The following is a 26,999-nucleotide window of genomic DNA, read 5'->3' on the forward strand; positions in this document are numbered from 1 at the left end:
CCCCCAGCTCCTGGTCCCGCTCCTCCGCCGCTCCGTCATGGCCGGCGTCATGCCGGCCATCCATCCAGATGAGCCCGCCCCTATCCCTGCTCGATCATCCCGCGGATGCGCGCGGCCAGGGTCTGGACGGGGAAGGGCTTGGTGATCAGCGCCATCCCCTCCTCGAGGAAGCCGCGGCTGACGGCGGCGTTCTCGGCGTAGCCGGTCATGAACAGCACCTTGAGGTCCGGGCGCGCCAGCCGGGCTGCGTCCGCCAGCTGGCGCCCGTTCAGCCCGGGCAGCCCCACGTCGGTGACCAGCAGGTCGAGCCTGGGCAGGGCCTCCACCAGCTTCAGCCCCTCGGGCCCGTCGGCGGCCTGGACGGCGTTGTATCCGAGCTCCCTCAGCACCTCGACGACGAGATCGCGGACCGACTGCTCGTCCTCCACCACCAGCACCACCTCGCCGTCGTGGGTGCGCAGGTCCTCCACCACGTCCAGGTCGTGGGTCTCCTCCTCGCCGGCGACGCCGCGGTAGCGCGGCAGGTAGAGCTTGATCGTCGTTCCCTGACCCGGCTCGCTGTAGATCTTGGCGTAGCCGTCGGACTGGCGGGCGAAGCCGTAGACCATCGACAGCCCCAGCCCCGTGCCCTGGCCGATCGGCTTGGTGGTGAAGAAGGGATCGAAGGCCCGGCTGACCACGTCGGCGGTCATGCCGGTCCCGGTGTCGGTCACGCAGATGCAGACGTACTGCCCGGGCCGCACCTCGCGCTGGCGCGCCGCATAGGCGCTGTCCAGGTGGGCGTTGCAGGTCTCGATGGTCAGCCGGCCGCCGTCGGGCATGGCGTCGCGCGCGTTGATGGCCAGGTTGAGGATCGCCCCCTCCAGCTGGTTGGCGTCGCAGCGCGTCATCCACAGGCCCGCGGCGGTGACGATCTCCAGCGAGATCGCCTCGCCGATGGTCCGCCGCAGCAGGTCCTCCATGGAGGTGACCAGCCGGTTGGCGTTGACCGGCTTGGGATCGATCGGCTGGCGGCGCGAGAAGGCCAGCAGCCGGTGGGTCAGCGCCGCCGCCCGGTTCGCCGCCGTCGTCGCCGCGGTGGCGAACCGCTCTACGTCGGCGGTCCGGCCCTGCCGGATCCGCGACTGCATCAGCTCCAGCGAGCCCAGGATGCCGGTGAGCAGGTTGTTGAAGTCGTGGGCGATGCCGCCGGTCAGCTGGCCCACCGCCTCCATCTTCTGCGATTGGCGCAGCTGCTCCTCGCGCTCCCGCTCCAAGGTGACGTCGCGGCCCACGGCGTAGAAGACCTCGCCCTCCGGCACCGCCGTCCAGGAGACGGTGACCGTGGTGCCGTCGGCGCGCACCAGCCGGTCCTCGAACGAGATCGTGGGCTCGCCCCGCAGGAGGGCGGCGACCATCTCGGCCGCGCTCCCATGGTCGTCGGGGTGGATCAGCTCGATGAACGGGCGCGAGAGCAGCTCCTGCCGGCTGTAGCCGAGCAGCCGCTCCCAGGCCGGGTTGACCACCTTCAGCTTCCCGTCGAAGCCGGCGATGGCGAAGAGGTCGCTGGACAGCTGGAAGATGCGGTCCCGCTCGCGCGTCCGCTCCTCCACCTTCAGCTCCAGCGTCTCGTTGAGCTCGCGCAGCGCCTCCTCGGTGGACCGCCGCCGCGCGATCTCCGACTGCGCCGCCTGGTAGAGCCGGGCGTTGTCGATGGCCACGGCCGCCTGGCCGGCCAGGCCCTGCACCAGGGTCTCCACCGTCTCGCTGAACACGCCCCGCTCGGCGTGGCCGAAGAACAGACCGCCGATCACCTCGCCGGAGCGCGAGACGACGGGCACGGCCAGATAGCTGCGCACCGGCAGGTGGCCTTCCGGCATGCCCAGGTACGGCGCGTTGCGGCCATAGCGCGGGTCTTCGGTGATGTCGTCGGAGCGGATCACCCCTTCGCCGTTGAAGGTCGGGGCGAAGACCTCGGTCGCCCGCGGGTGCGGGAACCTGGAGAAGGCCTCCTTGGGCGCGCCGGACAGGCTGTAGAGCAGGAAACTGCCCCCCGCCTCGTCATGCACGTTGTAGAAGAACGCGCCGAACTGGGCGCCGGTGATGTCCACGCCCGCGTCGGTGACCATCTGCACGACGCGGTCCAGGTCGAGTTCGGCGGCCAGCGCCGCACCGGTGCTGTTCAGCACCTCCAGCACATGGGCCTGCTGGGCCGCCCGCTGCTGCTCGCGCACGGCGGTCTCGCGCGCCTGCACGTTGGCGGTGGTCTCCATGCACACGCAGAGCACGCCGGGCACGGCGCCGCGCTCGTCGATGATCGGGCTGTAGGAGAAGGTGAACCAGGCCGGCTCCGGCTTTCCGGACCGGGTCAGCGTGACCTCGAGGTCCTCGAAGAAGCTCTCCTGGCCCGAAAGGGCCGCCTCGACCACCGGGGCGATCACCGCCTCGACCTCCGGCCAGACCGAAAAGAACGGCCGCGCGAAGGCCAGCGGGTGGCGCTGCCCCAGGATCGGCGCGTAGGCGTCGTTGTAGAGGAAGGTGCGCTCCGGCCCCCAGATGACGAACATCGGAAAGCCCGACCGCTGCATCAGGCCGACGGCATGCCGCAGCGCCTCGGGCCAGGCCTGCGGCGGCCCGCAGCTCGTGCCGCTCCAGTCCGCCCCGGCCAGCCGTTCGGCCAGCGGCGTGGCGATCCGCGTGCGTCCGCTCTCGGACGGATGCTCCGCCGTCTCCGTCATCCCGCCCCCTGCTCCGGCGGCCCGCAGGCCGTCTCCGGCGACTTCAGACCACAGGCGTGGCAAACGTTTGCGGGCAGGTTTGGTTCGCGCGCCGCGGGCGCGGATGCGCCCATCGGGAGGGGTGTCGTGACGGCGAGGAGCCACCAGGAAGAACTTCCGGGACACCGCCGGACGGTCCGTCCCTGCCCGCTGCCGCCAGGCGCCCTCCTCGGCCGTTACGCCGAGCCGGACGGGGGCGCCTACACCGACGCCTTCGTCGCCGAGGCGCCGGGCGCCGTCTCCCTCCCGACGTTCATCCAGGCGTTCTACACGAGCCGCGCGCTGGGGCCGGAGCTGCTCGCCCTGCGCCTGCTGTTCGGCAAGGCCGGCTCGAAGGCCTGCGCCGAGCGCCTGGCCGGCGGCGAGGCCGACACCTTCTCCGCGTGGCGGGTGGAAGAGCGCACCGCAAGCCAGATCCTGATGCGCGAGGTCATCGGCGGCGCGACGCGATCCTGGCTGATGGTCGAGCCGGCCGGCCCCACGACCCGGCTCTACTTCGGCTCGGCCGTCCTGCCGGTCCCGACGCGGCAGGGCCCGCCTCGGCTGAGCCCCCTGGTCCGCCCGCTCACGCCCTTTCACAGGCTCTACTCGCAGCGCCTGCTCGGCTCGGCCCTGACGCGCCTGAACGCCGCCGCCTTCCGCGTGTGCGCCTCGCAGGTTTAGCATGTGGCGGCGAGCAGCTGCCGCATTCTGCGAGGGCCTGATCATGACTTCGCCTCTGAACGTCGAGGTTCGCGCGGTCGAGCCGACGGACGCGCCCGACGTCCACGAGATCATGAGCCAGCCCAGGGCCATCTGGGGCACCATGGCGAGCCCCTTCGTCTCGCTCGCGAAACGTCAGAAGAACCTCGCCGATCCCCCTGACAACGCCCTTCGCCTGGCCGCCACCGTCGATGAGAAGGTCGTCGGCGTCCTCGGCCTGGACCGCAACGGGCTGCCCAGGTTGAACCACACGGCGACCATCTCCATCGCCGCACGACGATTACGCCGGCCGCGGCGTGGGCACGGCGCTCATGGCCGCCATGGTCGATGTCGCCGACAGGTGGTGGAACCTGATCCGTCTCGAGCTCGAGGTGTACGTCGACAATCTGCGGGCGATCGCCCTCTACGAGCGATTCGGCTTCGAACGCGAAGGCCTCCTGCGCGCCAGGGCCTGGCGCGACGGCCAGTACGTCGATTGCCTGGCGATGGCGCGGCTCAGGCTATGAGTGCAGCGCTTGCGGGGCTTCTGGTGTGATCTCTCCATACGTGAGGCCATGCGCTACATACCCCTCGACCTGCCAGTCGGCATCCGCTCCAGTCAGAGCGGCTTGACCGCGTTGAACCTCACGTCGCGGTCGTTTACGGCCGACTTCTTCGTTCCCGACGACCAGCGCCTGCTTTTGAGGGTCGAGTTCCCTCGGTTCGAAACCTTCAGGGTGCTCGATGAGATGCCGCTGAGCACAGAGGGCGAGGAGATCGACTGGGAGGGGCACGTCCCTGACCACCTGGCCTATGAACTGGTCGGCGGGTACTTCTGGCGCATGCAGTCGGAAGCGTTCAGGATGACGCACCCCGACATCCGCCACTACGAGTTCGTCACAGGTGACCTTTGCCTGGACGTTCTCACGGATTTCCCACCGCTCTTTAGTGTCATTTCACGACACCAGACGAGCACTTGCCCCTAGAGTGCTGAGGTCGCCGCGCCCCGCTGCAGGCGAGGGGCGCCCCTCACCAATACCGCAGATCCAGGGACACCTCCCCGAGCTCGCCCGGCAGCTCCGGGATATACGGCGACCACTCCAGGATCCGCGGCTCGGGGCGGTGCTCCAGGTCGCTCAGCCTCTCGGCCAGGGCGGCGTGCGGCTCGAGGTGGGCCGTCAGGCTGGTGCGGCCAAGCTCGGCGGTGCGGCCGATCAGGCCGCGGATGAGCTCGGCGAGGTCGGCTTCACAGCCGGCGGCGCAGCCGAAGTCCAAGAGAGCCGTGCAGCTCACCGTCCGCTGCTCGCCGGTGACGGTGTTGCGCCACAGCTCGCGCAGGTCCCGCCCGCGGTCCCAGAGCCCGGCGCAGGCCACGATCCGCCCCTCGCGCTCGAGCACGAAATAGTCGCCCCAGCCGTAGGCCCGCGGCGCCCAGTCCGGCCGAGGTCCCCAGGTCCAGCCGTCGAGGCGCAGGGCGAGGCTCTCCTCCCCCAGCGGGCGGAACAGGTCGAACCCTGCGTGCGTGCGGTTGATCAGCTCGGCGCAGGCGCCGGCGTCCTCCGGGCGGGCGGCCCGCGCGCCCTGCGGCCAGGCCAGCGGCGCGGGCGCATAGTGGGTGACGGAGACCACCTTCTGCGGGCGCGTCGCGCCGGCGCGGAAGCCCACCGTCTTCAGGAACCCCTCCACGTTGTCGTTGCCCACCCGCATGAACATCACCTGGCCGACGGTCGGCCGGCCCAGCGAACGGCTGGGGAAGCGGCGGACGATGTCCCCCAGCCCCTCGCGCCTTCGCGCCGCCGAGACGCGCATGGCCATGGCGTAGTGGATGGAGATCTTCGCCCCGCCCACCGTCAGGTTGGCCGAGGACCAGGCCGTGCAGGCCACCACCTCGCCGCGGTCCTCGATGATGGTGACCCTGGGGTCCTCGTGCAGCTGGAACTGGGCCAGCGCGTTGGGCGCCCGCTCGACGATGATCTCCCAGTCGCCGATCTTCTCCGGCGCCGTGGCCCACAGCCGGCTGAACGCCTCCTCGTCGCGGGGGGTGATCTCGCGGGCCCGCAGGGTCGAGTTGGCCAGCTTCTCGAACACCGCCACCTGCCGCTCGACATCGGCGAACAGCAGCTCCTTGGGCGCCGGCGAGGCCAGCCACATGTCCATCAGCCAGGTCGGCGTGTGCACCGCCGCCGCCCGCGCCAGCAGCCCTTCGGGCCAGCCGCCCTCCCGCGCCCGCGCCTCCAGCTCCGCTACCGACATCGCCGGCCTCCCTGAGCGCCCGGTTTAGCCCAGGCTGCCGACGCAACTCTAAGGCGGCGTCCGGCGAACGTCATCCTCCGCGGAGCTGGGCGTTGATAAATTAGCGTTGACTAATATATTAGCGCACGCTAATCCTACTGCATGACCGACGCCGCCGCTCTCACCACCGTCATGCGCACCCTCGCCGACCCCACCCGCCGGGCGGTGTTCGAGCGGGTCGCCAACGCCGGCGAGATCACCGTCGTCGAGCTGACCCGGGGCAGCGGGGTGACGCAGGGCGCCATCTCGCAGCACCTGAAGACCCTGAAGCTGGCCGGCCTGGTGGCCGAGCGTCCGGAGGGGCGGCGCGTCTACTACCGCGCCCAGCCCGAGGGCCTTGCGCCGCTGGTCGACTGGATGAGCCACTACGGCGAATTCTGGCGCGAGCGGTTCGCCGACCTCCGCGACCTTTTGAAGGACATCGACCCATGAGCGACGCCGCCCTCAAACCCCAGACCCGCGACATCGTCGTCGAGGAGGTCTTCCCCCATTCGGCCGAGACCATCTGGCGGGTGCTGACCACCGGCGAGCTGGTCGCCCGCTGGCTGAAGATGCCGATGGCGGGCTTCGCCCCGACCCCCGGAACCCGCTTCACCTTCCAGACCACGCCGGCCGGCGCCTGGGACGGGGTGATCCACTGCCAGGTGCTGGACGTCGAGCCGAACGTGCGCCTCTCCTACGCCTGGCGCGGGGGCGACGAGGGCAACACCGGCTACGGCTCCAAGCTGGACACCGTGGTCACTTGGACCCTAACCCCCACGGACGGCGGCACGCGGCTGACGCTGGTCCATTCCGGCTTCGTCACCCCGAAGAACGACTCCGCCTACAAGGCGATGAGCGGCGGCTGGCGCGGCGTCGTGCAGACCATCGGCGACCTGGCCGCCACCCAGCACTGAGACGGCGGCGGCCCACATCGGCCGCCGCGCCCTCCACACCTCTTTCAAGGAACGATGCGATGAGCGACGCCTATGCGGGCGGCTGCGCCTGCGGCGCTGTGCGCTACGAAATCTCGGACGCGCCGGTCTTCTCCAACCACTGCCAGTGCCTCGACTGCCAGTCGATCAGCGGCGCGGGCCACGGCTCCTACCTGACCTTCCCCAGCCGGGCGAAGGTCAGGCTCGAGGGCCAGGCGCGGGAATGGGAGATGATTGCCGACAGCGGAGAGGCCAAGACCCGCGGCTTCTGCGGCGCCTGCGGCGCGCCGGTCTACCAGACCTACCCCGCCCGCCCCGACCTCTTCACGATCCACGCCGCCAGCCTGGACGACCCCGCCCGCTTCGCTCCCCAGGCGGTGACCTACGCCGCCCGCGCCCACGCCTGGGACCGCCTCGACCCCGCCCTGCCGATGTTCGCAGAGATGCCGCCGGGCTAGAGCGCGCCTCACGGTTCCTCCTACCTCCCCCGCATTGACGCCGGGTCCCGACGGGATCACCCTGCCCGCATGCGCGATCGGATGACCCACCCGCCCAATTGATCCTGGCCGGCCAGGCTCCTCAGGCGGATCGCCCTCTGGGCGATCCCCGCGGTCCCGCGCGCCTCCTACGCCATGGCGGCGGCCATGCTGCTCGCCCCGTTTGCCGACGAGTGGCTGGGCTTCCTGCCGTTCGGCGCGCTGGAGCAGATCCGCGCCGACGCGGCCCTGACCTACGCCGAGGCCGGCGCGGTGCTGGCCATGATGTACGCCGGCGGCCTGGCCGGAAATCTGTTCTCCATCGCCGCCGACTACGTCAGCCGGCGGGCCCTGGCGGCCCTGGGCGCCCTCGGCGTCGCGCTGGCGATGACCGCCTTCGCCGTCGCGGACTCCTTCTGGATGCTGGCGGCGGCGGCCTTCGCCTGGGGCGCGGCCTGCGACGCATTCGAGGCCGGCTGCGAGGTGGCCCTGGTGGACCTCGCCGGCGACGCCCTGCCCCGGGTCCTCGCCCGCGCCAACGCCTGGGCCGCCGTCGGCGACCTCCTGGGGCCTGCGAGCCTGATCGCCGCGGCGGCCCTGGGCCTCGGCTGGCGCGGCCTGCTGCTGGCCAGCGCCGCCGTCATGCTGGCCTACGCCGCCTGGCTGGCGAGGCTCCGCCTGCCGCCGCCCAGCCCTCCGGAGCACATCGCCAACCCGTTCGCCGGCGTGATCGCCGTGCTGCGCGACCCGCGCGTCCTGCTGCTCGCCCTGCTGGACGGCCTCTTCGGCCTGCTGGACGAGCCGCTGCTGGGCTTCGCCATCGCCTACCTGGAGCGGGTGCGCGGGCTCAGCCCCGAAGCCGCCGTGGCGCTGGCCATGTCGGCGGTCGTCGGCGGCCTCGCCGGCTACCTCTGGGCCGGACGCGCCGCCCGCGCTGAACCGACGCCCCGCACGCTCACCACCGCCGCCGGCGGCCTCTGCCTGGCCCTGCCCGCGATGGTCTACGCCCCGTGGGTCCCGCTGCAAGCGGCGGGGGGCCTCGCGTTCGGGTTCACGGGCGCGGTCTTCTACGCCGCCCTGCAGGCGAAGATCCTCATGCTCCGCCCCGGCCAGGCCGGCTCGGTCAGCGCCGTCATCTCGCTGACCGGCGCCGCCGGCCTCCTCTACCCGGCCCTCGTCGGCGCCGCTTCCGACCGCTTCGGCCTGGCGGCGGGCCTGGCCCTCTACGCCGCCATCCCGCTGGCGCTGCTGGCCCTCGCCGCGGCGTCGGCGCCAACCAGCTTCATCAGAAGGGACCATGGACTATGAACGTTCGCATCCTGACGAGCCGCGACGCCTCGGTACTCGACCGCGTCGCCGACGACGTGTTCGACGGCCCGGTCGTCCCTTCCCTGGCGGCCGAGTTCCTGGCCGACCCCAGGCACTACATCTGCGTCGCCATTGAGGACGGGCTGGTGGTCGGCTTCGCCTCGGCGGTCCGCTACGTCCATCCCGACAAGCCCTCGGCGCTGTGGATCAACGAGGTCGGCGTCTCGCCCCGTTTCCAGCGCCGCGGCGTGGGCAAGGCCGTCATGTCGCACCTGCTGGCCCACGCCGGGGCGGAGGGCTGCCGCGAAGCCTGGGTGCTGACGGACCGCGACAACGGCGCAGCCCGCGCTCTCTATAGATCCGTCGGCGGATCGGAATCCGACGCGGGCGTGATGGTGACGTTCGCGCTGGAGGCCTAGCCTCTCACCCCCTCGGCGTCTTCAGCGACTGCAGCGCCCGTTCGTGCGCATAGGCCGCCACGTCCGCCAGGGCCCGGTCGAGGGCGTCCTGCACGGCGGAGAGCCCCTCCGGCCCGCCGCGCTCGGCCGCCTCGCAGGCGTCGCCGAGCTCGAAGGCGCCGACGCCCCGGGCCGCGCCCTTGATGGTGTGGACCGCGTCGCGCCAGCCCTCGTTGTCCGCCGTCAGCAGCGCCGACCACAGCTGCGCCTGCTCGCGGAAGATGGCCAGGACCTCGTCGATCACCGCCCCGTCGCCGGCGGTGTAGTCCTCCAGATACCGGAAATTCACCGCCCCCGTGAGGTCGCGCCGCGCCACCTTTCGCCTCCGCTTGCCAACCGGACTTTTTCGCGTATGTTCCGCGCCCTCGCCGGGGCCCACGGCCCCGCCGCGACGGGTGTATAGCTCAGTTGGTAGAGCAGCTGACTCTTAATCAGCGGGTCCAAGGTTCGAATCCTTGTACACCCACCACAATTCCTCGCCGCGCCGCGACCTGACACGCGCCGTCGGCGCTCGCCCGCCGCGGGAGCGGGCTTCCCAGCCGCCGCCGCCACGCCTAAGCCCGGAGCCGGGCTGGGAGATTCAGATGGTTCGGGCAGCTATGGTCGCGGCAGCGCTCCTGTTCGGGGCGACGGGCGCCGCCGCCCAGACGAACATCCACTGCAACGCCAACGGCTACTGCTACGGCACGGTGGACGGCCAGCCTTACCACAGCCGGACCGACCGGCACGGCAACACCTCCGGGCGGGTCGGCGACCAGACGATCACCAGCCGCACAGACGCTCACGGCAACACCTCCGGCCGGGTCGGAGGGACCACGTTCCACGGCCGCACCAATCCGCACGGCCATACCAGCGGGCGTATCGGCGCCGACAGCGTCACGGCCCGCACCAGCCCGAACGGCCATACCTCGGGCGTAGCCGGCGGCCGGACCTTCCACTGCCACACCAACCTGTCCGGCCACACCTTCTGCAACTGACGGCGGGGGGCCAGGCCGGGCCGGCCCTACCCCGTGTTCCGCAGGCCTGCCGAGATGCCGTTGATGGTGACGTGGATCCCCTCCCTCACCGCCTCCTGGTCGTCGCCCGCGCGCCGGCGGCGGATCAGCTCGATCTGCAGGTGGTTGAGCGGGTCGACGTAGGGCACGCGGGTGCGGATGGCCGCGGCCAGGTCCGGGCTGCGCTCCAGCAGGGCCGACTGGCCGGTGATCGTCAGCAGAGCCTCCAGCGTCCGGTCCCACTCGGCGCGGATCTGGCCGAACACCGAGGCGGACAGAGCCTTGTCCTCGACCAGGTCGGCGTAGCGGGCGGCGATGCCCAGGTCGCCCTTGGCCAGCACCATCTCCATGTTCGCCAGCGTCGTGGCGAAGAACGGCCAGCTCTGCTGCAGTTCCTCGAGCTGGCCGAGGCTGACGCCTGAGCGGGCGATCGCCGAGCCGAAGCCGTACCAGCCGGGAAGCATCGTCCGCGACTGCGACCAGGAGAAGACCCACGGGATCGCCCTGAGCCCCTGGATGGTGCGCGTGGCCTGGCGCGAGGTCGGCCGGCTGCCGATGTTGAGGTCGGCGATCTCGCTGACCGGCGTCGCCTGGAAGAAGTAGTCGGCGAAACCGGGCGTGTCGTAGACCAGCTGGCGGTAGGCCTGCATGGCCGCCTGGCCGAGCTTGTCCATCGCCGCGGCGACGGTCGGCGAGGCGCCTTCGGAGGCGCGGCGCAGGGAGCTCAGCACGACGCCGGTGGCCAGCGTCTCCAGGCTCTGCCGCGCCAGCTCGGGGTCGGCGTACTTGTTGGCGACCACCTCCCCCTGCTCGGTGACCCGGATGCGGCCGCCGACCGTGCCCGCCGGCTGGGCCAGCAGGGCCTCGAAGCTCGAGCCGCCGCCGCGGCCGACGGCCCCGCCGCGGCCGTGGAACAGCTGCAGGCGTAGGCCGGCCTCGGCCGCCACCCCGACCAGGGCCCGCGAGGTCTTGTGGAGCTCCCAGGTCGAGGTGAGGTAGCTGCCGTCCTTGTTGGAGTCCGAATAGCCGATCATCACCTCCTGCAGACCCACGGGCGCCAGCATCTCGCGGATCAGCGGCTGGGCGAGGTAGCCGGCCATGGTCTGCGGCGCCGCCCGCAGGTCGGGGATGGTCTCGAACAGCGGCTCGGCGAACACCTCGGCGCGCGGCGGCGGCCCGGGGCGGAACAGGCCCACCTCCTTCAACAGCACATAGACCTCCAGCAGGTCGGAGACAGAGGTGGTGTTGGAGACGATGTAGGCGCGGATGGCTTCGGGCCCATACCGCCGCCGCAGCTCGGCGGCGGTGTGCAGGATCTCCAGCTCCTTCCGCGTCTCCTCGCTGAAGTCCGTGAACGGCGAGGCCAGCAGGCGCGGGTGGCCAAGCTCGGCCAGCAGCACCTCGCACCGGGCCTCCTCGTCCAGCTCCTCGTAGCGATCGGCCGCGCCCGCCTTGCGCAACAGCTCGGCCGTGACCCGCTCGTGCACGGCCGAGTTCTGGCGCATGTCGAGGGAGGCCAGGTGGAAGCCGAACACGTCCACGGAGCGGATGAGGTCCGGCAGCGTCCCCTCGGCGAAGGCCTCGCCGTGGATCGCCACCAGGCTGTCGAGCACCGTCTGGAGCTCGGCCCGGAACTCGGCCGGCGCGCCGTAGGCCGGCGCCTCGTGCTGCGGCCGGCGCGGCGGCGGCTCGCCGGTCAGCAGCAGATAGGTGGCCGCCAGCCGCGCGTAGATGCCGGTGAGGGCCCGCCGGTACGGCTCGTCCGCCCGGTGCGGGGACGCATCGTGCGCCGCCTCGGCCAGGGCGCGCAGCTCGGGGGTCACCTCGGCGAGCCGCGTGGAGATCGACAGCTCGGCCCCGAGCTGGTTCACGCTCTCCAGGTAGGACCGGAGCGCCACGCGGGACTGGCGGCGGAGCGCCTGGCGCATCACCTCGGCCGTGACGAAGGGGTTGCCGTCGCGGTCGCCGCCGACCCACGAGCCGAGCTTGAGGAAGCTCCCGAGGGCCGCCTCGCGCCCGAGCGTCCGCTGCCAGTCGGCGTACAGTTTCGGCGTCGCCGGCAGCAGGCTCCGCTCCATGAACGAGACGGTGGTCTCGATCTCGTCGGCGACCCCGATGCGGGCCGGCCGCAGCAGCCGGGTGCGCCAGAAGATCGACATCTGGCGGACGAGCTCGCGCTCGAGCGCCTCGTGGTCCGCGCGCCCGCGGGCGGCCTCGAGCCGGTCCAGCACCTGGGCGATCGCGCTCTGGCGGTCGATGACGCTCTTGCGCCGGACCTCGCTGGGGTGGGCCGTCAGGACCGGCGAGATGAGCGCGCTCGACAGCAGCGCGGCCACCTCGGTGCGCCCGATCCCCGCCTCCGAAAGCGCCTCCAGGGCCCCGGCCAGCGTGTCCGGGCGCGCCTCGCCGAGGCGGCTGCGGCGCCGCTGCAGCTGGTCCTCGGCGATGTTGGTCATCTGCAGGAAGCAGGCGAACGAATGGGCGAAGCGGACCGTGTCGCTCAGCGTCAGCGCGCCCAGCCGGCGCGCCAGGGCCTCGGCTGCGGCGGACGTGCCCTCGCGATGGAAGCCCACCGAGGCCTGGCGGATGTCCTCGATCTGCTCGAAGACCGCGTCCCCGTCCTGCGTGCGGATCACGTCCCCCAGCACCCGGCCGAGGAAGCGCACGGTCTTGCGGAGTTCGTCGGAGAACTGGACGGTCATAACCCTGGGTCTGCCTCCTGGCTGCCGGACTGGCGCGACCAGCTATACGCCGGATCGCCGCGCTGCGGGGCGTCGGGCGGCCGCTACCCGTCGTCAACGGGTTGGGGCGCTGCGGAGGTCCGTCGCCTCGGGCCTAGGCCTCGTTCCAGGAGAGGGTCGCGTCGCGGTCGACGTCCACCCGCTGTGGCAGCGTCGGGGGCACGGTGGCCGGCCAGCGGGCCGTGACGAACCTCGACTTGGCGATCCAGGCCAGCGAGACGCTGTCGGACTGGTTGCCGCCGAGGATGCGATAGGCGCTGTCGTCCTCGCCGGCGTAGAAGCCGACGTGGCCCTTCCAGCTGCGCCGGGCCTCCCGCCAGAACACCATCACCGCCCCAGGGGTGGGCGAGGTGCTGATGCCGAACCGCTCCCAGGCCCGCGCCGAGAGCAGGTCCGAGGGGGTGGGTTCACGGTCGAGGGTGGCGCTGATGCAGTGGCCCACGAAGAGGCCGCACCAGGGCGTCTCGTCGTCGCCGTAGGCGTTCTTGAGCCCCAGGTCCGAGGCCCAGTCGAGGATCACCGGATTGCTCCCCGCCCCCGGCTTCTCCTTGGTGCCGATGAGGCGCCGCGCCTCCTGGAACCAGACCAGGCCGGGGTCGTCGAAGCTGGGCAGCGACGTCGGCACCGGCCCCGCCGAGGGCGGCGCGCTGCTGAACAGGGCCGCCAGCGTGAGCGGCCCCACGACCCCGTCCGGCTCCAGCCCATGGCGCTCCTGAAAGCGGCGGACGGCCGCCTGGGTCTTGCGCCCCCAGATCCCGTCGATCGGCCCCGGCGTGTAGCCGCGGGCGGCAAGCTGCAGCTGGATGTCCCGGATCTTCATGCCCGCCTCCTAACGCTGTTATGCGAACAGCGGAGGCGCGCGGGAGTCAATCCCTCGTTGCGCCGGAGACGTGCACATCCATCGCGGGAGCGGCGGGCCGCCGGGCGGAAAACCCGGTTCGGGTAACGCGGTTTGCCATCCCCCTTGCACGCGCGACCTTTGCGTGCTTCCGTACCGTTACAACCTCTAGTCACAGCATGCGATCTGCCGCCCGGGAGCCACCCTGGTGCGGCGTCGGGGGCGCGCGACCGATGCACTTCGAGGACAGGACGCTCGTGCGCATGGCCGATCCGGCCAGCCGCGAGGCCCTGTTCTCCCCCGTGGTGGCGGAGCGGCTGCTGTCCGCGGCCTTCGGGCCCAACCCGCTGCTGACCCAGCCCTTCTCGGCCTCGGTGACCCACGTGGCGCTCGGCGTCTCGGCCGGCGCGGGGCCGAGCCTGCGCGGCCACTGGCGCTTTCCCGACGGCCGGCCCGGAGGCGACGCCGAGGCGGTCGTGCTGGGGCTCGCCGCCGCCTCCGGCGTGCTGCCGGCCATCGTCGACGGCCTGGTCGCGGCGACCATGAGCCCGGTGACCGGGCGGATCGCCGAGGTCTCGGGCCGGACCGCGGAGCTGCCGCGCCTCGAGGCGCTGGACGCCGGCGCGACCGCCGCCGAGCGCGCCGACCCGGCGCGCCTGGAGAGCCGCCGCCGCCTTCAGCTGGCCAAGGCCGTCGCCGGGGCGGGCCTGGACGACGCGGACGCCCGCCTCGTCGCCGATCAGTGGCTGTCGGCGGCCGGCGCCGGCAGCGTCGCCGAGCTGCTCGAGGCGGCGGCCGGGCCCGCAGGCGTCGAGCGCCTGTCGCTGAAATACGAGTTCACCGAGCCGCAGGCGCCGGCGCAGCAGGCCGCCCGCTTCGTCGCCGGCGTGGTGATCTCCGATCTCGCCGGCCCGGAGCCGTCGCTGCTGGAGATCCTGCGGATCTCGCGCGACCTGCAGCGGGCGATCATGGCCACCGGACGGAGCACCGGCCCCCTCGGCGGGCTGCAGCCGCTGCGGCCGGCGCCGGTGATCTGGTTCGTCCCCGCCCAGAGCTTCGAGGACGCCGACTGGCCGGGGCCGGCCGGCGGCTCCAACGCCCAGCGGGCGAGCGCCAGGCAGGCGCGCGCGGCGGCGTGGCTGGCGGACCAGGGCGTCGCCCTGGCGGGAGTGGAATGATGTCCCTGGGGTTGCGGGGCGAGGAAACGGCCAGCGCGGAGAAATGAGCCATGGCGATCGCGTATCCCTTTGTTGAAGTGCAGCTTGACGACAAGGGCCTGATGCCGGTCGCCACCCGCGCGCCGGGCGTGGTGGCCATCGTCGGGGCCAGCAACGGCGGCGCCGTCGCCGCCAACGTGCCGACCCCGGTCGACGACATCCGGGCCGTGACCGAGGCCTTCGGCGCCGGCCCGCTGGCCCGCTCGCTCGGCGTCGCGCTCAAGCAGCAGCCGTCGCCGTCGAAGGTCTATGGCCTGAAGGTCGCCGACGACACCCGCGCCGGCTGGAGCGCCGCCTTCGACGTGCTCTCCGGCGTGGCCGACGTCACCATCGTCGCGGCGGCCGAGCGGCCGATCCGGGACTTCGCCGGGAACGCCCTGAACATCCCGGCCATGGTGCGCACCCACTGCGACGAGAACAGCGCCGGCGGCCAGCCGCGGATGGGCGTCGTGGCGATCGACCCGGCCCTCCCCCGCGAGAACTACGCGGCCGCGGTCACGGGCCTGCTCGACCCCTACAAGCACGAGTTCGGCCGCATGGTCGTCGTGGCCGCGCGGGGCGCCCGCTACGCCGAGGGCGGCGACGCCGACGTGGCGGCCGCCTGCGCCGCGGCCATCGGGGCGCGCGCCCCCGAAACCTCCATGGTGCTGAAGAGCGTCGCCGGGTTCCGGATCGCGCCCGACCAGAAGTTCTCCCCCGGCGAGATCAAGGCGCTGGCCGGCGCCGAGGTGATCCCGATCATCGACCCCATGCTGATCCCCGGCGAGTCCCTGCACTTCGCCGAGGGCACGACGCTGGGGAGCAAGGCGGCCTTCAAGTACATCGACATCGTCCGGCTGCTCGACGACGTCGACTTCGCCCTGAAGGCCAACCTGGTGGGGATGGTGGGCGATGCGCGCATCACCCGCGCCGGCCTCAACGCCGTCCGGCGCACGCTGGAAGGGGTGCTGGACGGCTACGTCATCCGGCAGGCGATCACCAGCTACCGGATCCTGATCGACATCCTGCCGATCCTCGACAAGCCGGAGGCCAGCTGGACGGCCGCCGAGCAGAAGCTGGTGCGCGATGCGCGCGCCGAGCGGGTGGTCAACGCCACGGTGATCATCGTCATCGGGCCCGCGATCCACCGCATCGTCATCAACCTGCAGCCCACCTTCGCGGCCGCCTAGGGAGGAAGTCCATGGACCTGGTCAACTGGCAGTCGCGACTGGCGGTCAAGTACAAGCCCAAGGGCGGCGGCAAGGAGGAGCTGATCTCCCCGATCGACAGCTTCCAGCCGTCCTTCTCGCTGGGCGCCGAGGCGCTGCACAGCGTCGAGCGCACCCACATCGGCGTGGTCTACTCGCCCCAGCAGATCACCTTCTCGCTGACCGTGAAGGCCATCGGACCGGTGGCGGCGCAGCTCACCAAGCTGGCCCTGACCGGCGCCCCGTTCGACGTGGTGATGATCGAGGCCGACGACAGCAGCGGCCCGCAGTGGTCGTTCAAGGAGGTGCTGCTCGGCGACTGCATCATCACCAGCGCCACGCCGACCGCGGCGACCATCTCCGGCGCGCCGGCGGCGACCTTCTCCGGCTTCTCGCTGTCGGGCTCGGTCGCGGCCGGCTCCGACCGGACCGTCATCCCGGAAGTGGCCAAGGTGTGAGGCCGCCGGGTGGTTGAGGGGCCGCGTCATGGATGAGGGGGCGCCGAACGGGCCCAAGCGGGTGGTGGAGACCGGCCTCGCCGTCGTCCACGAGAACGAGATCGTCTATCCCGCCGCGGGCTCGGAGGCGCAGGCCGAGCTCGCCCTCGACGACCGCCAGTCGGCCATCGTCGTCTACTTCCCCGTCGAGGTGGAGGTGCGCCTGGTCGGCTCCGACGAGGGCGCGATGCGCAAGCTCGCCGAGGACGTCCTGCACGACATGGCCCAGGCGCTGGCGGCCAGGGTGTAGCCATGCCGGTCAGCGTCGTCGTGCCGATCCGCGTGCGCCTGGACCTGGAGGCCCACGAGGCCGATCCGCACGCCCTGGCCTGCGCGGTCGAAGCGGCGGCGGCGCGCGGGCTGGAGAACGCCCGGCGCGCGGTGTTCGAGCCCCGCGGCGGGTTCGCCCGGCCCGCCTTGCAGCGGCCCGAGGTCACCCTCTACGGGGCCGGGGCCGGCCGGCTCGACGCGGCCGCCCGGGACGACATCCGGGCCGGCATCGAGGCGGCGATCGCCCGCGCCGCCGCCGGCGTCGGACTGGACCGCGACCCGCAGGCGCTGGCCGAGGCGGCCGAGGCGCTCAAGCCCGGCGAGAGCGCGCCCTTCAGGCCGCTGCGGGAGTCGGTCGACGGCCAGGCCTACGCCGTCGACAGCTACGGCGGGCCCAAGGGCGAGGCCGGCGTCGCCGCGGTCGCCAAGACCGGCGGCAAGCCCGCGGCCGACCCGCCCCCGCCGCCCAGGCTTCGGCTGCGCTATTGCGAGCCCTACGCCGTCGATCTGCTGGCGGCGGGCGACCGGTACCTGGAGCGCACCGTCCGCGAACTGCTGCCCAACGACTTCCAGAGTCCCGGCTACCTGGCGGTGCTCTACCGCAACATGCGCAACGGCGCCGACTGGCTGTCCATCCTGCATGTGCAGATGACCGCCGAGGGCCTCGTGGCCCTGGACGCGGTCGTCTACCACCAGCACCTCGCCGGCTACGGCCTGGCGTTCGGCGTCGGGCACACCGACGTGAAGGCCGTCCCGGCCGTGCACGCCGGACGCGTCTTCGCGCTCGAGCCGCTCGTCGAGGGCGCCATCCCCGACAGCGCCCGCCTTGCCGCCGAGGTGAGCAGGTTCCTGGAGGCCGAGAAGGTCTTCGACGCCGAGATCGACCGCCGCCTCAACACGCCGCCCGCGACCGATCACGAGCGCAAGGTGGTCAAGCTGCTGAAGGCGATCGGCGGCAAGAAGGGCTGGTACGGCGCCTACGCCTCCGAGCTGGTCGGCAAGTTCCAGAAGTCGGCCCACCCGCCGTTCCGGCTGTTCCGCTGGGCCGGCACGACGACGCTGCACATCTTCGACCAGCGGCTGCACGTTCCGATCCAGCGCTTGCAGGTCATCCCTCTCACCGAGGAGGTGGACCCGAGCCTGAAATCCACCGGCGCCGGCGCGCCCGGGGGCGGACGCGGCCATGGCCAGAAGCCCGGAGGCAAGCCGGTCGACGAGTGTCCGGCCCGGTGCTTCGGCTACGACGAGACCGACCGCTACGCCGAGGACGGCGCCGATCCGGAGGAGCTGATCACCGGGCCCTTCGAGTGCGAGCCGCCGCTCACCGAGTTCGGCCCCCTGGGCGGGCGCATGAAGGAGCTGATCGGCGATATCGCGGTCAAGCTGAGGATGACCGGCCGGGAGTGGCCCTATGCGGGCGCCTTTGCGATCAGCGCCGCCCGGGTCATGCGCGGCCGCGCCGTGCTGGCGCAGCGCCGGGCGATCGGAGAGTTGGAGAAGGCAGAACCCCGCCCCTACGGGCGCGGCAACCTGGGCGACGCCGAGGTCGGCGCCTCGCGCAGCCCGGCCGTCGAGATGCTCCGCGAACTGGGCAGCGTCGCCCCGCTGCTGCAGGAGCTCGACGAGTGCATCTGGGCCGCGCTGGGCTCCGGGTCCCTCTACCTGTCGGACTGCGGCCGCGAGCAGTTCGGCTCGTCGTGGCTGCTGCACTACCGCAAGGAGTTCATGCCGACCGTGCGGTGGGCGGTCTACTGGATCTTCGCCGAGGCGTGCCGCGTCTGCATGCTCCAGGTGCTGCTGGCCTCGGGCCAGGGCATCGCCTGGATGAAGGACAACTTCGACCAGTACTACCGGACCATCGAGCCGCTGGTGCTCGGGCCGGTCAAGCGCATCGCGGTGCTGCGCCGCATGCGCGAGCAGATCCTGCAGGCGGAGGCGCGCGGGTTCGGCCTCAACCTGGTGATCGGCAATTTCCTGGCCGACGCCGGCCTGCCGGCCCCCGTTGAGGGCGTCCAGCGGCGGAGCCCGTGGGAAGCGTTCAAGGCCGGCGCCGAGGCCTCCGCCCGCGTGGGCTTCCAGGGCTGGCGCGACATCCGCGAAGGCTGGACGGACGGCAGCCTGGTCACCCTCGCCACCCGCGCCCGCGCGGAGCTCGTCGCCCGGGCCGGCGTCGAAGGCGTGGTCGAGCGCCAGCCCGACGGAACCTACGGCGTGCGCGAAATCACCGCGACGGGCAGCCGGCTGTGGACCCAGGCCGAGCTCGAGCAGGCGATCAACTACGCCTCGGGGGTCGCCTCCAGCATCGACCCGCTGGTCAAGCACATGACCAACCTGGAAGGCTCGATCGCCGCCTTCCGGACCCCGGAGACCGCCAAGACCTACGTCCAGAAGCTCGTCCACCGGATGGAGTGGGCCAACACCCAGTCGATCTGGAAGGTCGAGGCGGATCGGATGTTCTCGTTCCGCACGGGCAAGCTCGTGGAGGACTGGAACGAGTCCACCGTTCCGGGGGTCGGCTACAAGTTCGGGACCATCCACGCCATGGCCCACCAGGCCATCGGCGACTCCTTCGGGAACAGCTGGTTCTACGAGGAGGGCCTCAGCTTCCTGTTCGAGTCCGAACAGGCGCGCCAGGACGTGCTGCCCTTCCTGGAGCTGATCGTCACCATCGGCGCCTTCGTTCTGTTCGCCCCGCTGGGCTTCGCCCTCTCCGCCGGGTTCGCCGCGGACCGCTACTTCACCGCCGCCAGCCATCTGGCGCTGGTCGAGGGGCTGATCGACTCCGACATCATCATGAGCCGCTCCGAAGCCGAGCTCGAGATGTTCATGTCGCATTTCGAGATCGCGCTGCTGGTCATCCCCGAGGCCGGGACGATCGCCAAGACCGCGTTCCGCAGCGGCAGCGTGATGCTGCGCAAGGGCGTGAAGGAGGGATCGAAACAGCTCGCCAAGCAGGCCGTCGAGCACATGATGAAGGAGCTCGCCGACCTCATGAAGCGCGAGCTGATCAAGACCTTCGTCTTCCAGCTCGCGGCGATGAAGGGCCTGGAGCCGATCCTCCAGGCGGCCCTGGCGCCGGCCTTCAAGGTCCTCTCGGACGAGCTCAGCCTCGGGGAAGGCGGGGCCATGGGCGCCGAGATCGCCGCCCTGGCCCAGTTCGAGGCCGAGTACGGCGAAGTGGACGTCGAGCTCGAGCCCCGCCAGCGCCTGGGGGATGCGGAGTGAAGAAGTTCACCCTCAAAGGCGTCAGCGGCGTCGCCGAGGTCACCCTCGAGGTCGAGGGCACGCGCGCCGTGCAGGACCTGCGCAAGGCGCTCGAGAAGAAGGGCGTCCACGGCGCCGAGGCCGAGCGGGTGATCGACGACCTGCTGGTGTCCGGCCTCACCCGCATGGCCCGGCATTTCGAGCGCATCAAGGCCAAGCACATCGACACCGTGGTCAACCTGCGCGCCGAGCTCGACGGCCTCTACCACGACATCTTCATCGGCGAGCACGCCGGCACCCAGGCGGGCCTGAAGCAGGCGATCGACTCCCGGATCGGGAAGATCCAGGCCAAGTACGCCGAGCTGGACAAGGCGCTGGCCGAGGCCACCCTCCCGCTCGAGCACATGAAGCTGGCGGCGGAGGCGGACGATGCGGCGCTGGCGGTGGTCAAGAAGGTCGAGCCGGAAGCCCTGCCCCACGCCGACCGGCCGCTCGCCAAGGACCTGGCGTGCGAGGGCCGCGGCCGCTCCCGCCTGAGGCGCAAGGGGTTCGAGCCCTTCAAGGGCGGCTACAAGGTCAGGTTCGCCGACGGCGCCGAGACGGTGCTGAGCATCAAGAACAACCGCTACACCGCCGAGATCTACCCGCCGCCGGGCATCAAGGGCGGCAAGCCGACGGTGATCAGCGAGTTCCAGCTGTCGCGGGACCGCTACTCCACCGACCTGAAGACCACGTCGATCCTGCAGCGCAACCACGTGTTCCAGAACAGCCTGATGGAGAAGCTGTTCGGCCGCTTCGGGTACGACGGCGACACCGTGCCGACCGTCTGGCTGCGCGACAGCAAGACCGGCTCGCCCCACGGCCAGGTCACCGCTCAGCAGCGGGGCTTCAAGACCAGGAGCGGGACGCACATCGACGGCGCCGAGGCCGCCGCCCGGAAGATGGCCCGCGGAGACAAGGCCGCCGCCGCGCCCAGCCAGCTGAACCTGGCCGAGATCCAGCGGCAGGGGATCGCCCAGATGCGCTCCATCCACTGCCCGGACGAGGTCATCGCCCAGTACATGCGCGAGTTCAATCGCCACTTCGAGGCCACCGTCCTGAAGGAGCTCAACAGCCGCGTCGCCAGCGGGAAGATGACCCAGGCCCAGGTGGACTCGCTGCTCGGCGGGTGGAAGCCCGGCGTCGGGATCCCGATCCCATGACCGCGTCCCAGGATCTCGACGCCGTCCTGGACCGGGCCGAGGCGGCCGCCGCCTTCGGGCCCGGCTCGCCGCCCGATCCGCAGGACCTGGCGGCGGCCCGGGAAGCGCGCCCCATGCCCCCGCCCCTCGCCCGCCTCTACGCCCGCGCCAACGGGCTGATCTTCGAGCGGGTCGAGGTGTTCGACCTGGCCGACTACGAGGACGTCAACGGCGAAGACGAGCTGTTCGCCCTGCTGCCCGGCGTCGTGTTCTTCGGCTCCGACGGGGCCGACGGCTGGTTCCTGCTGGATCCCGACCAGATCCTTGGGGGCGGGCCTGACAGCGTCTACTGGTCCGAGCGCGGCGCCCTGACCCCCGACGAGTGCCGCCTCGCCGCGCCGGACCTGGCGGGCTTCCTCTCCCAGGCCCTGGCCGGCGCCGCGCTCAACGACGGGCTGGAGGTCGGCCAGCTGTCGCTCGAGCGGCTGTTCGAGGCGCTGGCCGCCCATCCGGACCAGGCGGTGGTCCATCCCGGCTACGGCGATCCGGAGGCCCTGCTGGCCGCCCGTGAGCGCGACCTGCCGATCCCGTTCGGGCTGATCGACTTCTACGCCCGCTGCGACGGCCTCTACCTCAAGCCGCTGGAGCTGGAGGTCTACGGCCTGGCCGATCTGCGGCCGGTGGAGGAGTCGCAGACCGACGCCGGACCCGGCGCGCTCTGGTTCGCCGCCGACCGCGCCGGCCGTCGCTACGCGGTCACCTGCGGCGGCTGGCGCGGGCTGCCCGAGAACCGCCTCATCATGACCGCCCGGCCCGAGGAAGTCGGAGACGCCGCCACGCTCGGCCGCTTCACCGACGTCCTGCGCGTCTGGCTGGAGACCGCCGGAGAGTCCCGATGAGCCGGGTCAGCTTCGTCAACGAGCTCGGGCGTCCCTCCGCCATCCTCACCGACGGCGTGCTGACCGCCACCCTGCACGCGGTGACCGTGGTGACCTTGAGCCAGACCTATCACCTGCCCCCCTTCGGCTCGGGGCTCGGGCGGGCGATGATCGACACCCACGACGACACCCTCTCCCTCAGCGGCCTGCTCGTCGGCCCCAAGCGCATGGCCCAGCGCCTGCTGCTGGAGACCCTCGCCGAGAGCGGCATGCGCGGCAGCCCGGCGAGCCTGATGAGCGGCGGGGTGCTGGACGGCCTGATCCTCGTCACGCCGCTCGGCATCCGCATGAACATGTTCGTGCAGTCCCTGACCGTGACCGCCTCCAGCGCCAAGATCGCCGCCTTCGACGTGGCCATCTCGCTGATCCAGGCGCCCAAGCTCGGCCTGCTGGGCAAGCTGATGGACGTGGCCACCTCCGTGGCCGCCCTGGACGACGGAACCTGAGGCGGCCATGGCCCTGACCGACCACCTCGTCCTCCCCCTGCCCGAACGGCCCGGCGCCCGGCCCGCGCCGGTCGGCATGAACCTGCTGGTCCACGAGTTCCTCAACGGCCTGCCCGGCCGCTTGCCGCTCGGCGGCGATCTCGCGCTCGTGCTCAGCGCCCCCACCGGCGCCATGAAGGTCTGGCTGGACCTGCCGCCGTCGACCATCGTCTACGACGCCGGACGCGAGGCCGTCTCGACCCCGCCGGACGCGCCCGCGGCCCGTCCCGAACCCGTCCCCTTCCGGCTCTATCTCATCAGCGGCCCGGCCCTGGTCGGCGCCGCGCCGCTGCGGCTCGGCCGGCGCACCCTGCTGCCGGAAGCCGGGACGCCGTTGCTCGAGCTGGTTCTGCTGGATGCGGTGATCACCGCCGGGGCCGTCCGCGGGCTGCCGCTGTCGGGAAGCCGCCTGCGCCTGGCCTGGCGCCGCCCCGGGACAGCCGCCGGCGATCCGCCGCGCAGCGCGCCGCCGCCGCCCGCCCGGCCCCGCCCGGCCGTCGCCCGCCGGCTGTCGCTCGAGGACGCCCGCTTCCGCGCGCTGGGAGAACCGCCCCCGTGACCACGCCCTTCCACAACGCCGCAGCCTGGAAGCTGACCCTGTCGCCCGCCCCGCCGGCGGGCGCGGGGACCGGCGGCGCGCTGGCCGCGGCGGGGGCTGCGGTGATGAACGCCGCCGCGAGCGCCGGCGCGATCCCGGGCGCGACGCCCAGCGAGGTGAAGCTCAACCACACCCTGTTCCGCGCCGACATCACCGTCTCCAAGGGGCTGGGCCTCGACGGCGGCCGGGTGAAGCTGGTGATCGAGCGGATCCCCTTCCGGATGATGCAGGACATCCTGGCGGCCTACGACAAGGCCCAGGAGGCCCAGACCCCGTCCAAGGCCAAGGGCGCGCTGATCGGCGTGCTCAAGCTCTACTGGCGGGTCGGCCTGCCCTATCCCGGCCTCGACGAAGCGGCGGACCTGATCCAGTCGGCCGCGGGCGACGGCGACGACGACAAGGACGTGGCCGCCCGGTTCGTGGTCACCGGCCTGTCCGTGGAGTCCGAGAAGGCCAGCTACAAGCTGGTCATCGAGGGCGTCGACAAGGCCTGGTACGCCCTCTCCACCGAGCGGGTGGAGAAGTCCGCGCCGCTGGCCGCGCCGGACGACGTCAAGGCGCTCTGCGGCAAGATCGGCGTCGACGCCGGCCCGCCGGCGGCCGGCGGCGGGCTCCCGTTCGGCCTGCCCTCGATCTCGCCGCCGTCCATCGGGGGTCTCGGCGCCGCCGCGGCGGGCGGCGGGGGCGGCGGCAAACCGCCGGGCGGGGCGGCGATCGTCACCGCCCGCGAGCGGGTGATCGACCGGCTGCGCGCCTTCGAGCCCGCGCTCGTCGACGCGGCCAAGGCCGAGGGCCTCGGCGGCTACCTGATCGACAACGGCCGGCTGCTGTTCGGCAAGGACGTGGTCGAGGCCTTCAAGGCCGCGCCCAACGACCTCAGCGGCGGCCTCGAGGTGCTCTCCATCCGGGCGAGCGAGCGCGACCTGGGCGACACGTCCGGGGCCGAGCAGGCGTTCAGCCTGCAGATCCGCGGCGACGCGACGGTCAAGCCCGGCCAGGCGATCAAGTTCCTCTACAAGTCCCCGAAGGCCAAGTCGCCCAGCACCGGCCTGGGTTTCGCCGACGCCGCCATCGGCATGGCCACGGACCCGCTCGGCCTCAAGGCCGACGGCGATCCGGTCTGCCTCTACGTGCGCGCCGTCCGCCACCGCCAGGGCTCCAAGGTCGGCTTCGTCACCGAAATCGACGGGGTGGTGTGCGGCAAGGACAGCCCCGAGATCCCGAAGAAGGCCGACCGCTCCGGCCCGCAGGGCGGCGGCAAGTCGGCGGAAGGCGCGGCCGGCGCGATCCACTCGGCCATCGAGAGCCGCCGGCCCCGCACGGTCGACGTCGGCGAACTGAGGGTGTTCCGCTCGCAAGCCAAGGGGGGCGCCGCTGGGCAGACCGGCGACCTGCTGGTCGGGCTCGACGCCGACAAGGGCCGCGTGCAGTCGTTCCGGACGGTCGACATCCAGCGCAAGGATCCCCAGCGCGCCTCCGCGGCGCCCTACGTCACCCCCTTCGCCTGGGGGCCCTTCGGCCTGGTCCTGCCGCGCTATCCCGGCATGCGGCTGGCGCTGCTGCGCCCCGAGGGCAAACCGGAGGAGGCGCTCGACGTCGGCGCCCTCTGGTGGTCCGGCAAGGAGGACAACGCCGGGGCCGGTCCGGCCGAGGCGCAGGACGGGGACTACTGGCTCATCCTGCCTGTCGATCCGAACGTGACGAGCGGCGGCGACGAGGACACCGGCCCGATCGCGCCCGAGGCCCTGGCCGCCGCCCACGACCTGATCGACGCCAAGGGCCGCCGCACCGTCCAGGTGCGCGAGCTGACCCTGCGGGTCGGCGAGTGGACGCTGAAGGCGCCCGGCGAGCGCCCGGGGGGCTCGGCGGCCCCCGGCGGCCTGCGGATCGAGGGGAAGGACGGCGCCGCCTTCCTCGAGATCGACGAGGACGGGGCCATCCGGATCCTGACGCCCAAGTCCCTGACCCTGCAGGCCGACGAGGGCATCCAGCTGAAGAGCGCCGGCGTCACCGTCGACATCAAGAACGGCGCGGTGGACGTGACCTGATGGCCGAGCTCCTGACCGCCCGCGAACTGATCGAGCGCCGCACCCTGGGCTGGGGCCTCAGGGTCGAGCCCCTGGGCGGGGCGGACTACACCCGCGTCGACATCGCCCTGGCGGCCGGCGAGACGCCGCTGGTGGCCGGCCGCGCGGCGCTGATCCAGGACCTGCGCCTGGCCTTCTGCACCGGCCGCGGGACCGACCCGCTGAACCTGGCCTTCGGCTTCGACGGGGCCCGGCTGATCGCCGAGGAGGAAGACCGCGCGCTGCTGCGCGAGCGGCTCCGGGCCGCCGCGGCCATCGTCGTCGACGCCGATCCGCGGGTCAGCCGGGTGGTCGACGTGCAGGTGGGCGCCGATCCGGCCCTGGCCGCCCGGCCGGACGCGACGGCCGGCGACCTCGTGCGCGAGCGCTGGATCACTGTGACCTTCGACACCCTGACCGGCGAACGGGTCAGCGTCGACTTGGGGAGCCTGGACGAGAATGGCTGACGAGACCGACCTGGTGTTCGGGGCCTCCGAGCTGAAGGCCCTGGAGGAGCTGGTCCGCCGCTCCGGCGACGGCGGCAAGTACGGCCTGACCGAAGCCGGGTTCGCGCCCAAGCCCTACACCCAGCTGCTGCGCGAGTCGCTGGCGGCGGCGCGGGCGGTGCTGGGGCCGGACATCGACCTGGCCCCCGGCTCGGCGGTCCGCAAGATCCTCGAGCTGGGCGCGATCGAGACGACGCGCACCTACGCCACCATGGCGGCGGTGGTCGACGACCTCTACATCCCCACGGCCAGCGGCCCGGCGCTGTCGCGCCTGGGCGAAGAGCTGGGCGTGCCGCGTCCCTTCATGCGCGCCTCCGGCGAGCTGCAGCTCACGCTCGAGGACCACGCCGACGCCGTCCGCATTCCCCGGGGCGCGCGGCTGACCTCCCTGGGCGGCGACCGGCACGTCTTCACGCTCAACGAGGTCGAGCTCTCCACCGCCGCCAAGACCGCCACCGTCCGCGCCCAGGCCTTCTATCCCGGGCTCGACGGCAACCTCGACCCGGGCGATGCGGCCCAGAAGATCACGCTCTGGAACGACAGCTATACGCCGTCCGACGACCTCGACAGGCTGGCCGATCTGCGGGCCCGGGCCCTGGCCGCGAACGTCAGGCTGGAGGAGGTCGTCTCCATCCAGCACGAGACCCGGTTCACCGGCGGCGAGGCGCGCTGGCCCGACGAGTCCTACCGCGAGCTGCTGCTGCGCATGCCGCGCTCGGTCTGGACGCCCGAGGCCATCCAGGCCGCCGTCTCGATGGTCCCCGGCGTGCGCCGCGTGGCGGTGCAGGACCAGTACGGCGGGCTCGACCTCAACCGCGCCATCTTCGGCGACTTCAACTTCCTCGAGCGCCTGTTCGCCGCCGAGCGCGACCTCATTTCCCCCTACGCCTTCAGCATCCTGGTGGCGCAGGAGGACGGCGCCATCTGGGGCGGGCCCGGCGGCCTGCTGGAGGCGGTGCTGGAGGCCGTCGAGGACCTGCGGCCCATCGGCCTCTTCCCCCGCGTCGAGCGCGCGGCGACCGTGCATGTCTTCGTCAGGGCGACGGTCCATGTGCGCGGCCTTCCCCTGCCCTCCGGCAACCGCACGGCGATGAACCAGTCGCCCCCGGCCAGGGCCTTCAAGGCCCGCCTGCTGGAGCGGATCGACAGCTACGTCGGGGCCCTGGGCTTCGACAGCCCGGTGCGCGCCTCCAAGGTCGAGTATCAGATCATGTCCGACCCGAACGTGGTCGACGTGCTCGACCTGGAGCTCCTGCACGGCTCCGGCGCCTCGCTGCTGCAGGAGGGGCCGCAGGGGCTCGGCGTCGGCCGGAACCTCGACCCCATCCCCCGCTCGGTCCCCGTGCTCGTCGACACCGACGAGTACATCACCCTCGTCCCGGCGCCCTGAC

At 72.2% G+C, this 26,999-nt stretch carries 25 protein-coding genes, 1 tRNA gene and 1 pseudogene; 22 read left to right on the forward strand and 5 right to left on the reverse strand.

What is annotated here, in order from left to right:
• Positions 1-80 precede the first annotated feature (80 nt).
• Complete coding sequence (locus ACFSC0_RS00330; RefSeq protein WP_377281340.1) at positions 81-2,717, reverse strand: GAF domain-containing hybrid sensor histidine kinase/response regulator; 2,637 nt, start codon at positions 2,715-2,717, stop codon at positions 81-83.
• 126 nt (positions 2,718-2,843) lie between these two features.
• Between ACFSC0_RS00330 and ACFSC0_RS00335 the strand changes: the two genes are divergently transcribed.
• From ACFSC0_RS00335 to ACFSC0_RS00345, 3 genes and pseudogenes are all read left to right on the forward strand, one after another.
• Positions 2,844-3,419, forward strand: coding sequence for a hypothetical protein (locus ACFSC0_RS00335; protein WP_377281339.1), 576 nt, complete (start codon positions 2,844-2,846; stop codon positions 3,417-3,419).
• A 323-nt stretch (positions 3,420-3,742) separates the two neighbouring features.
• A pseudogene (locus ACFSC0_RS00340) lies at positions 3,743-3,964 on the forward strand (GNAT family N-acetyltransferase); the annotation flags it as partial.
• A 48-nt stretch (positions 3,965-4,012) separates the two neighbouring features.
• Entirely contained in the window at positions 4,013-4,423 is a 411-nt protein-coding gene (locus tag ACFSC0_RS00345) for a hypothetical protein (protein WP_377281338.1), read from the forward strand.
• Positions 4,424-4,466: 43 nt separating this feature from the next.
• Here the strand turns inward: ACFSC0_RS00345 and ACFSC0_RS00350 are convergent, their stop codons facing one another.
• Positions 4,467-5,690 carry a hypothetical protein gene (locus tag ACFSC0_RS00350; RefSeq protein WP_377281337.1) on the reverse strand — a complete coding sequence of 408 codons (1,224 nt, stop codon included), beginning with the start codon at positions 5,688-5,690 and terminating at the stop codon, positions 4,467-4,469.
• Between the two features lie 141 nt (positions 5,691-5,831).
• Here ACFSC0_RS00350 and ACFSC0_RS00355 point away from each other — a divergent pair, with 141 nt between their 5' ends.
• From ACFSC0_RS00355 to ACFSC0_RS00375, 5 genes are all read left to right on the forward strand, one after another.
• A complete protein-coding gene (locus tag ACFSC0_RS00355) occupies positions 5,832-6,161 on the forward strand; it encodes an ArsR/SmtB family transcription factor (protein ID WP_377281336.1) in 330 nt (109 codons plus the stop codon).
• Positions 6,158-6,625, forward strand: coding sequence for an SRPBCC family protein (locus ACFSC0_RS00360; protein ID WP_377281335.1), 468 nt, complete (start codon positions 6,158-6,160; stop codon positions 6,623-6,625). Before ACFSC0_RS00355 ends, ACFSC0_RS00360 begins: the two co-directional genes overlap by 4 nt.
• A gap of 59 nt (positions 6,626-6,684) precedes the next feature.
• Entirely contained in the window at positions 6,685-7,101 is a 417-nt protein-coding gene (locus ACFSC0_RS00365; protein WP_377281334.1) for a GFA family protein, read from the forward strand.
• A 174-nt stretch (positions 7,102-7,275) separates the two neighbouring features.
• Positions 7,276-8,427, forward strand: a complete 1,152-nt coding sequence (locus ACFSC0_RS00370; RefSeq protein WP_377355021.1) for an MFS transporter — start codon at positions 7,276-7,278, stop codon at positions 8,425-8,427.
• Complete coding sequence (locus tag ACFSC0_RS00375; RefSeq protein WP_377281332.1) at positions 8,424-8,846, forward strand: GNAT family N-acetyltransferase; 423 nt, start codon at positions 8,424-8,426, stop codon at positions 8,844-8,846. Before ACFSC0_RS00370 ends, ACFSC0_RS00375 begins: the two co-directional genes overlap by 4 nt.
• Before the next feature lie 4 nt (positions 8,847-8,850).
• Here the strand turns inward: ACFSC0_RS00375 and ACFSC0_RS00380 are convergent, their stop codons facing one another.
• The gene (locus ACFSC0_RS00380) at positions 8,851-9,201 is read right to left on the reverse strand and encodes an Hpt domain-containing protein (protein WP_377281331.1); all 351 of its coding nucleotides are present in this window, start codon (positions 9,199-9,201) and stop codon (positions 8,851-8,853) included.
• Positions 9,202-9,278: 77 nt separating this feature from the next.
• Between ACFSC0_RS00380 and ACFSC0_RS00385 the strand changes: the two genes are divergently transcribed.
• Both ACFSC0_RS00385 and ACFSC0_RS00390 read left to right on the forward strand, forming a co-directional pair.
• Positions 9,279-9,354 (forward strand) — tRNA-Lys (locus tag ACFSC0_RS00385).
• 115 nt (positions 9,355-9,469) lie between these two features.
• Positions 9,470-9,862 carry a hypothetical protein gene (locus ACFSC0_RS00390; RefSeq protein WP_377281330.1) on the forward strand — a complete coding sequence of 131 codons (393 nt, stop codon included), beginning with the start codon at positions 9,470-9,472 and terminating at the stop codon, positions 9,860-9,862.
• Positions 9,863-9,888: 26 nt separating this feature from the next.
• Here the strand turns inward: ACFSC0_RS00390 and ppc are convergent, their stop codons facing one another.
• Both ppc and ACFSC0_RS00400 read right to left on the reverse strand, forming a co-directional pair.
• Positions 9,889-12,582, reverse strand: a complete 2,694-nt coding sequence (ppc, locus tag ACFSC0_RS00395; protein ID WP_377281329.1) for a phosphoenolpyruvate carboxylase — start codon at positions 12,580-12,582, stop codon at positions 9,889-9,891.
• Between the two features lie 133 nt (positions 12,583-12,715).
• Positions 12,716-13,441, reverse strand: coding sequence for an NlpC/P60 family protein (locus ACFSC0_RS00400; protein ID WP_377281328.1), 726 nt, complete (start codon positions 13,439-13,441; stop codon positions 12,716-12,718).
• A gap of 251 nt (positions 13,442-13,692) precedes the next feature.
• Between ACFSC0_RS00400 and ACFSC0_RS00405 the strand changes: the two genes are divergently transcribed.
• The 12 genes from ACFSC0_RS00405 to ACFSC0_RS00460 are packed head-to-tail and all read left to right on the forward strand — an operon-like array spanning position 13,693 to position 26,998.
• Complete coding sequence (locus ACFSC0_RS00405; protein ID WP_377281327.1) at positions 13,693-14,637, forward strand: hypothetical protein; 945 nt, start codon at positions 13,693-13,695, stop codon at positions 14,635-14,637.
• 50 nt (positions 14,638-14,687) lie between these two features.
• Positions 14,688-15,845 (forward strand): hypothetical protein, encoded by a 1,158-nt coding sequence (locus ACFSC0_RS00410; protein ID WP_377281326.1) that lies wholly within the window; start codon positions 14,688-14,690, stop codon positions 15,843-15,845.
• An 11-nt stretch (positions 15,846-15,856) separates the two neighbouring features.
• Positions 15,857-16,321, forward strand: coding sequence for a hypothetical protein (locus ACFSC0_RS00415; RefSeq protein WP_377281325.1), 465 nt, complete (start codon positions 15,857-15,859; stop codon positions 16,319-16,321).
• 28 nt (positions 16,322-16,349) lie between these two features.
• A complete protein-coding gene (locus ACFSC0_RS00420) occupies positions 16,350-16,610 on the forward strand; it encodes a hypothetical protein (RefSeq protein ID WP_377281324.1) in 261 nt (86 codons plus the stop codon).
• Between the two features lie 2 nt (positions 16,611-16,612).
• Entirely contained in the window at positions 16,613-19,855 is a 3,243-nt protein-coding gene (locus tag ACFSC0_RS00425) for a hypothetical protein (protein ID WP_377281323.1), read from the forward strand.
• Positions 19,852-21,036, forward strand: coding sequence for a hypothetical protein (locus ACFSC0_RS00430; RefSeq protein ID WP_377281322.1), 1,185 nt, complete (start codon positions 19,852-19,854; stop codon positions 21,034-21,036). The genes ACFSC0_RS00425 and ACFSC0_RS00430 overlap by 4 nt, the downstream gene beginning before the upstream one ends.
• The gene (locus ACFSC0_RS00435; protein WP_377281321.1) at positions 21,033-21,914 is read left to right on the forward strand and encodes an SMI1/KNR4 family protein; all 882 of its coding nucleotides are present in this window, start codon (positions 21,033-21,035) and stop codon (positions 21,912-21,914) included. Before ACFSC0_RS00430 ends, ACFSC0_RS00435 begins: the two co-directional genes overlap by 4 nt.
• The gene (locus ACFSC0_RS00440) at positions 21,911-22,399 is read left to right on the forward strand and encodes a hypothetical protein (RefSeq protein ID WP_377281320.1); all 489 of its coding nucleotides are present in this window, start codon (positions 21,911-21,913) and stop codon (positions 22,397-22,399) included. The genes ACFSC0_RS00435 and ACFSC0_RS00440 overlap by 4 nt, the downstream gene beginning before the upstream one ends.
• Before the next feature lie 7 nt (positions 22,400-22,406).
• Complete coding sequence (locus ACFSC0_RS00445; protein ID WP_377355023.1) at positions 22,407-22,997, forward strand: hypothetical protein; 591 nt, start codon at positions 22,407-22,409, stop codon at positions 22,995-22,997.
• Positions 22,994-25,084 (forward strand): hypothetical protein, encoded by a 2,091-nt coding sequence (locus tag ACFSC0_RS00450; protein ID WP_377281318.1) that lies wholly within the window; start codon positions 22,994-22,996, stop codon positions 25,082-25,084. The genes ACFSC0_RS00445 and ACFSC0_RS00450 overlap by 4 nt, the downstream gene beginning before the upstream one ends.
• Positions 25,084-25,569, forward strand: coding sequence for a hypothetical protein (locus ACFSC0_RS00455; RefSeq protein WP_377281317.1), 486 nt, complete (start codon positions 25,084-25,086; stop codon positions 25,567-25,569). Before ACFSC0_RS00450 ends, ACFSC0_RS00455 begins: the two co-directional genes overlap by 1 nt.
• Positions 25,562-26,998 carry a baseplate J/gp47 family protein gene (locus ACFSC0_RS00460; protein WP_377281316.1) on the forward strand — a complete coding sequence of 479 codons (1,437 nt, stop codon included), beginning with the start codon at positions 25,562-25,564 and terminating at the stop codon, positions 26,996-26,998. Before ACFSC0_RS00455 ends, ACFSC0_RS00460 begins: the two co-directional genes overlap by 8 nt.
• Position 26,999: the final 1 nt, after the last annotated feature.

The sequence above is a fragment of the Phenylobacterium terrae genome, assembly GCF_042681205.1.
GTDB classification, from domain to species: domain Bacteria; phylum Pseudomonadota; class Alphaproteobacteria; order Caulobacterales; family Caulobacteraceae; genus Phenylobacterium; species Phenylobacterium terrae.

Excerpts from the sequence above, each read along its gene's own strand:
- ACFSC0_RS00330 (WP_377281340.1), bottom strand. The coding sequence starts at position 2,717 with ATGACGGAGACGGCGGAGCATCCGTCCGAGAGCGGACGCACGCGGATC.
- ACFSC0_RS00345 (WP_377281338.1), top strand. The coding sequence starts at position 4,013 with ATGCGCTACATACCCCTCGACCTGCCAGTCGGCATCCGCTCCAGTCAG.
- ACFSC0_RS00350 (WP_377281337.1), bottom strand. The coding sequence starts at position 5,690 with ATGTCGGTAGCGGAGCTGGAGGCGCGGGCGCGGGAGGGCGGCTGGCCC.
- ACFSC0_RS00355 (WP_377281336.1), top strand. The coding sequence starts at position 5,832 with ATGACCGACGCCGCCGCTCTCACCACCGTCATGCGCACCCTCGCCGAC.
- ACFSC0_RS00360 (WP_377281335.1), top strand. The coding sequence starts at position 6,158 with ATGAGCGACGCCGCCCTCAAACCCCAGACCCGCGACATCGTCGTCGAG.
- ACFSC0_RS00365 (WP_377281334.1), top strand. The coding sequence starts at position 6,685 with ATGAGCGACGCCTATGCGGGCGGCTGCGCCTGCGGCGCTGTGCGCTAC.
- ACFSC0_RS00370 (WP_377355021.1), top strand. The coding sequence starts at position 7,276 with ATGGCGGCGGCCATGCTGCTCGCCCCGTTTGCCGACGAGTGGCTGGGC.
- ACFSC0_RS00375 (WP_377281332.1), top strand. The coding sequence starts at position 8,424 with ATGAACGTTCGCATCCTGACGAGCCGCGACGCCTCGGTACTCGACCGC.
- ACFSC0_RS00390 (WP_377281330.1), top strand. The coding sequence starts at position 9,470 with ATGGTTCGGGCAGCTATGGTCGCGGCAGCGCTCCTGTTCGGGGCGACG.
- ppc (WP_377281329.1), bottom strand. The coding sequence starts at position 12,582 with ATGACCGTCCAGTTCTCCGACGAACTCCGCAAGACCGTGCGCTTCCTC.
- ACFSC0_RS00400 (WP_377281328.1), bottom strand. The coding sequence starts at position 13,441 with ATGAAGATCCGGGACATCCAGCTGCAGCTTGCCGCCCGCGGCTACACG.
- ACFSC0_RS00405 (WP_377281327.1), top strand. The coding sequence starts at position 13,693 with ATGCACTTCGAGGACAGGACGCTCGTGCGCATGGCCGATCCGGCCAGC.
- ACFSC0_RS00410 (WP_377281326.1), top strand. The coding sequence starts at position 14,688 with ATGGCGATCGCGTATCCCTTTGTTGAAGTGCAGCTTGACGACAAGGGC.
- ACFSC0_RS00415 (WP_377281325.1), top strand. The coding sequence starts at position 15,857 with ATGGACCTGGTCAACTGGCAGTCGCGACTGGCGGTCAAGTACAAGCCC.
- ACFSC0_RS00420 (WP_377281324.1), top strand. The coding sequence starts at position 16,350 with ATGGATGAGGGGGCGCCGAACGGGCCCAAGCGGGTGGTGGAGACCGGC.
- ACFSC0_RS00425 (WP_377281323.1), top strand. The coding sequence starts at position 16,613 with ATGCCGGTCAGCGTCGTCGTGCCGATCCGCGTGCGCCTGGACCTGGAG.
- ACFSC0_RS00435 (WP_377281321.1), top strand. The coding sequence starts at position 21,033 with ATGACCGCGTCCCAGGATCTCGACGCCGTCCTGGACCGGGCCGAGGCG.
- ACFSC0_RS00440 (WP_377281320.1), top strand. The coding sequence starts at position 21,911 with ATGAGCCGGGTCAGCTTCGTCAACGAGCTCGGGCGTCCCTCCGCCATC.
- ACFSC0_RS00445 (WP_377355023.1), top strand. The coding sequence starts at position 22,407 with ATGGCCCTGACCGACCACCTCGTCCTCCCCCTGCCCGAACGGCCCGGC.
- ACFSC0_RS00455 (WP_377281317.1), top strand. The coding sequence starts at position 25,084 with ATGGCCGAGCTCCTGACCGCCCGCGAACTGATCGAGCGCCGCACCCTG.
- ACFSC0_RS00460 (WP_377281316.1), top strand. The coding sequence starts at position 25,562 with ATGGCTGACGAGACCGACCTGGTGTTCGGGGCCTCCGAGCTGAAGGCC.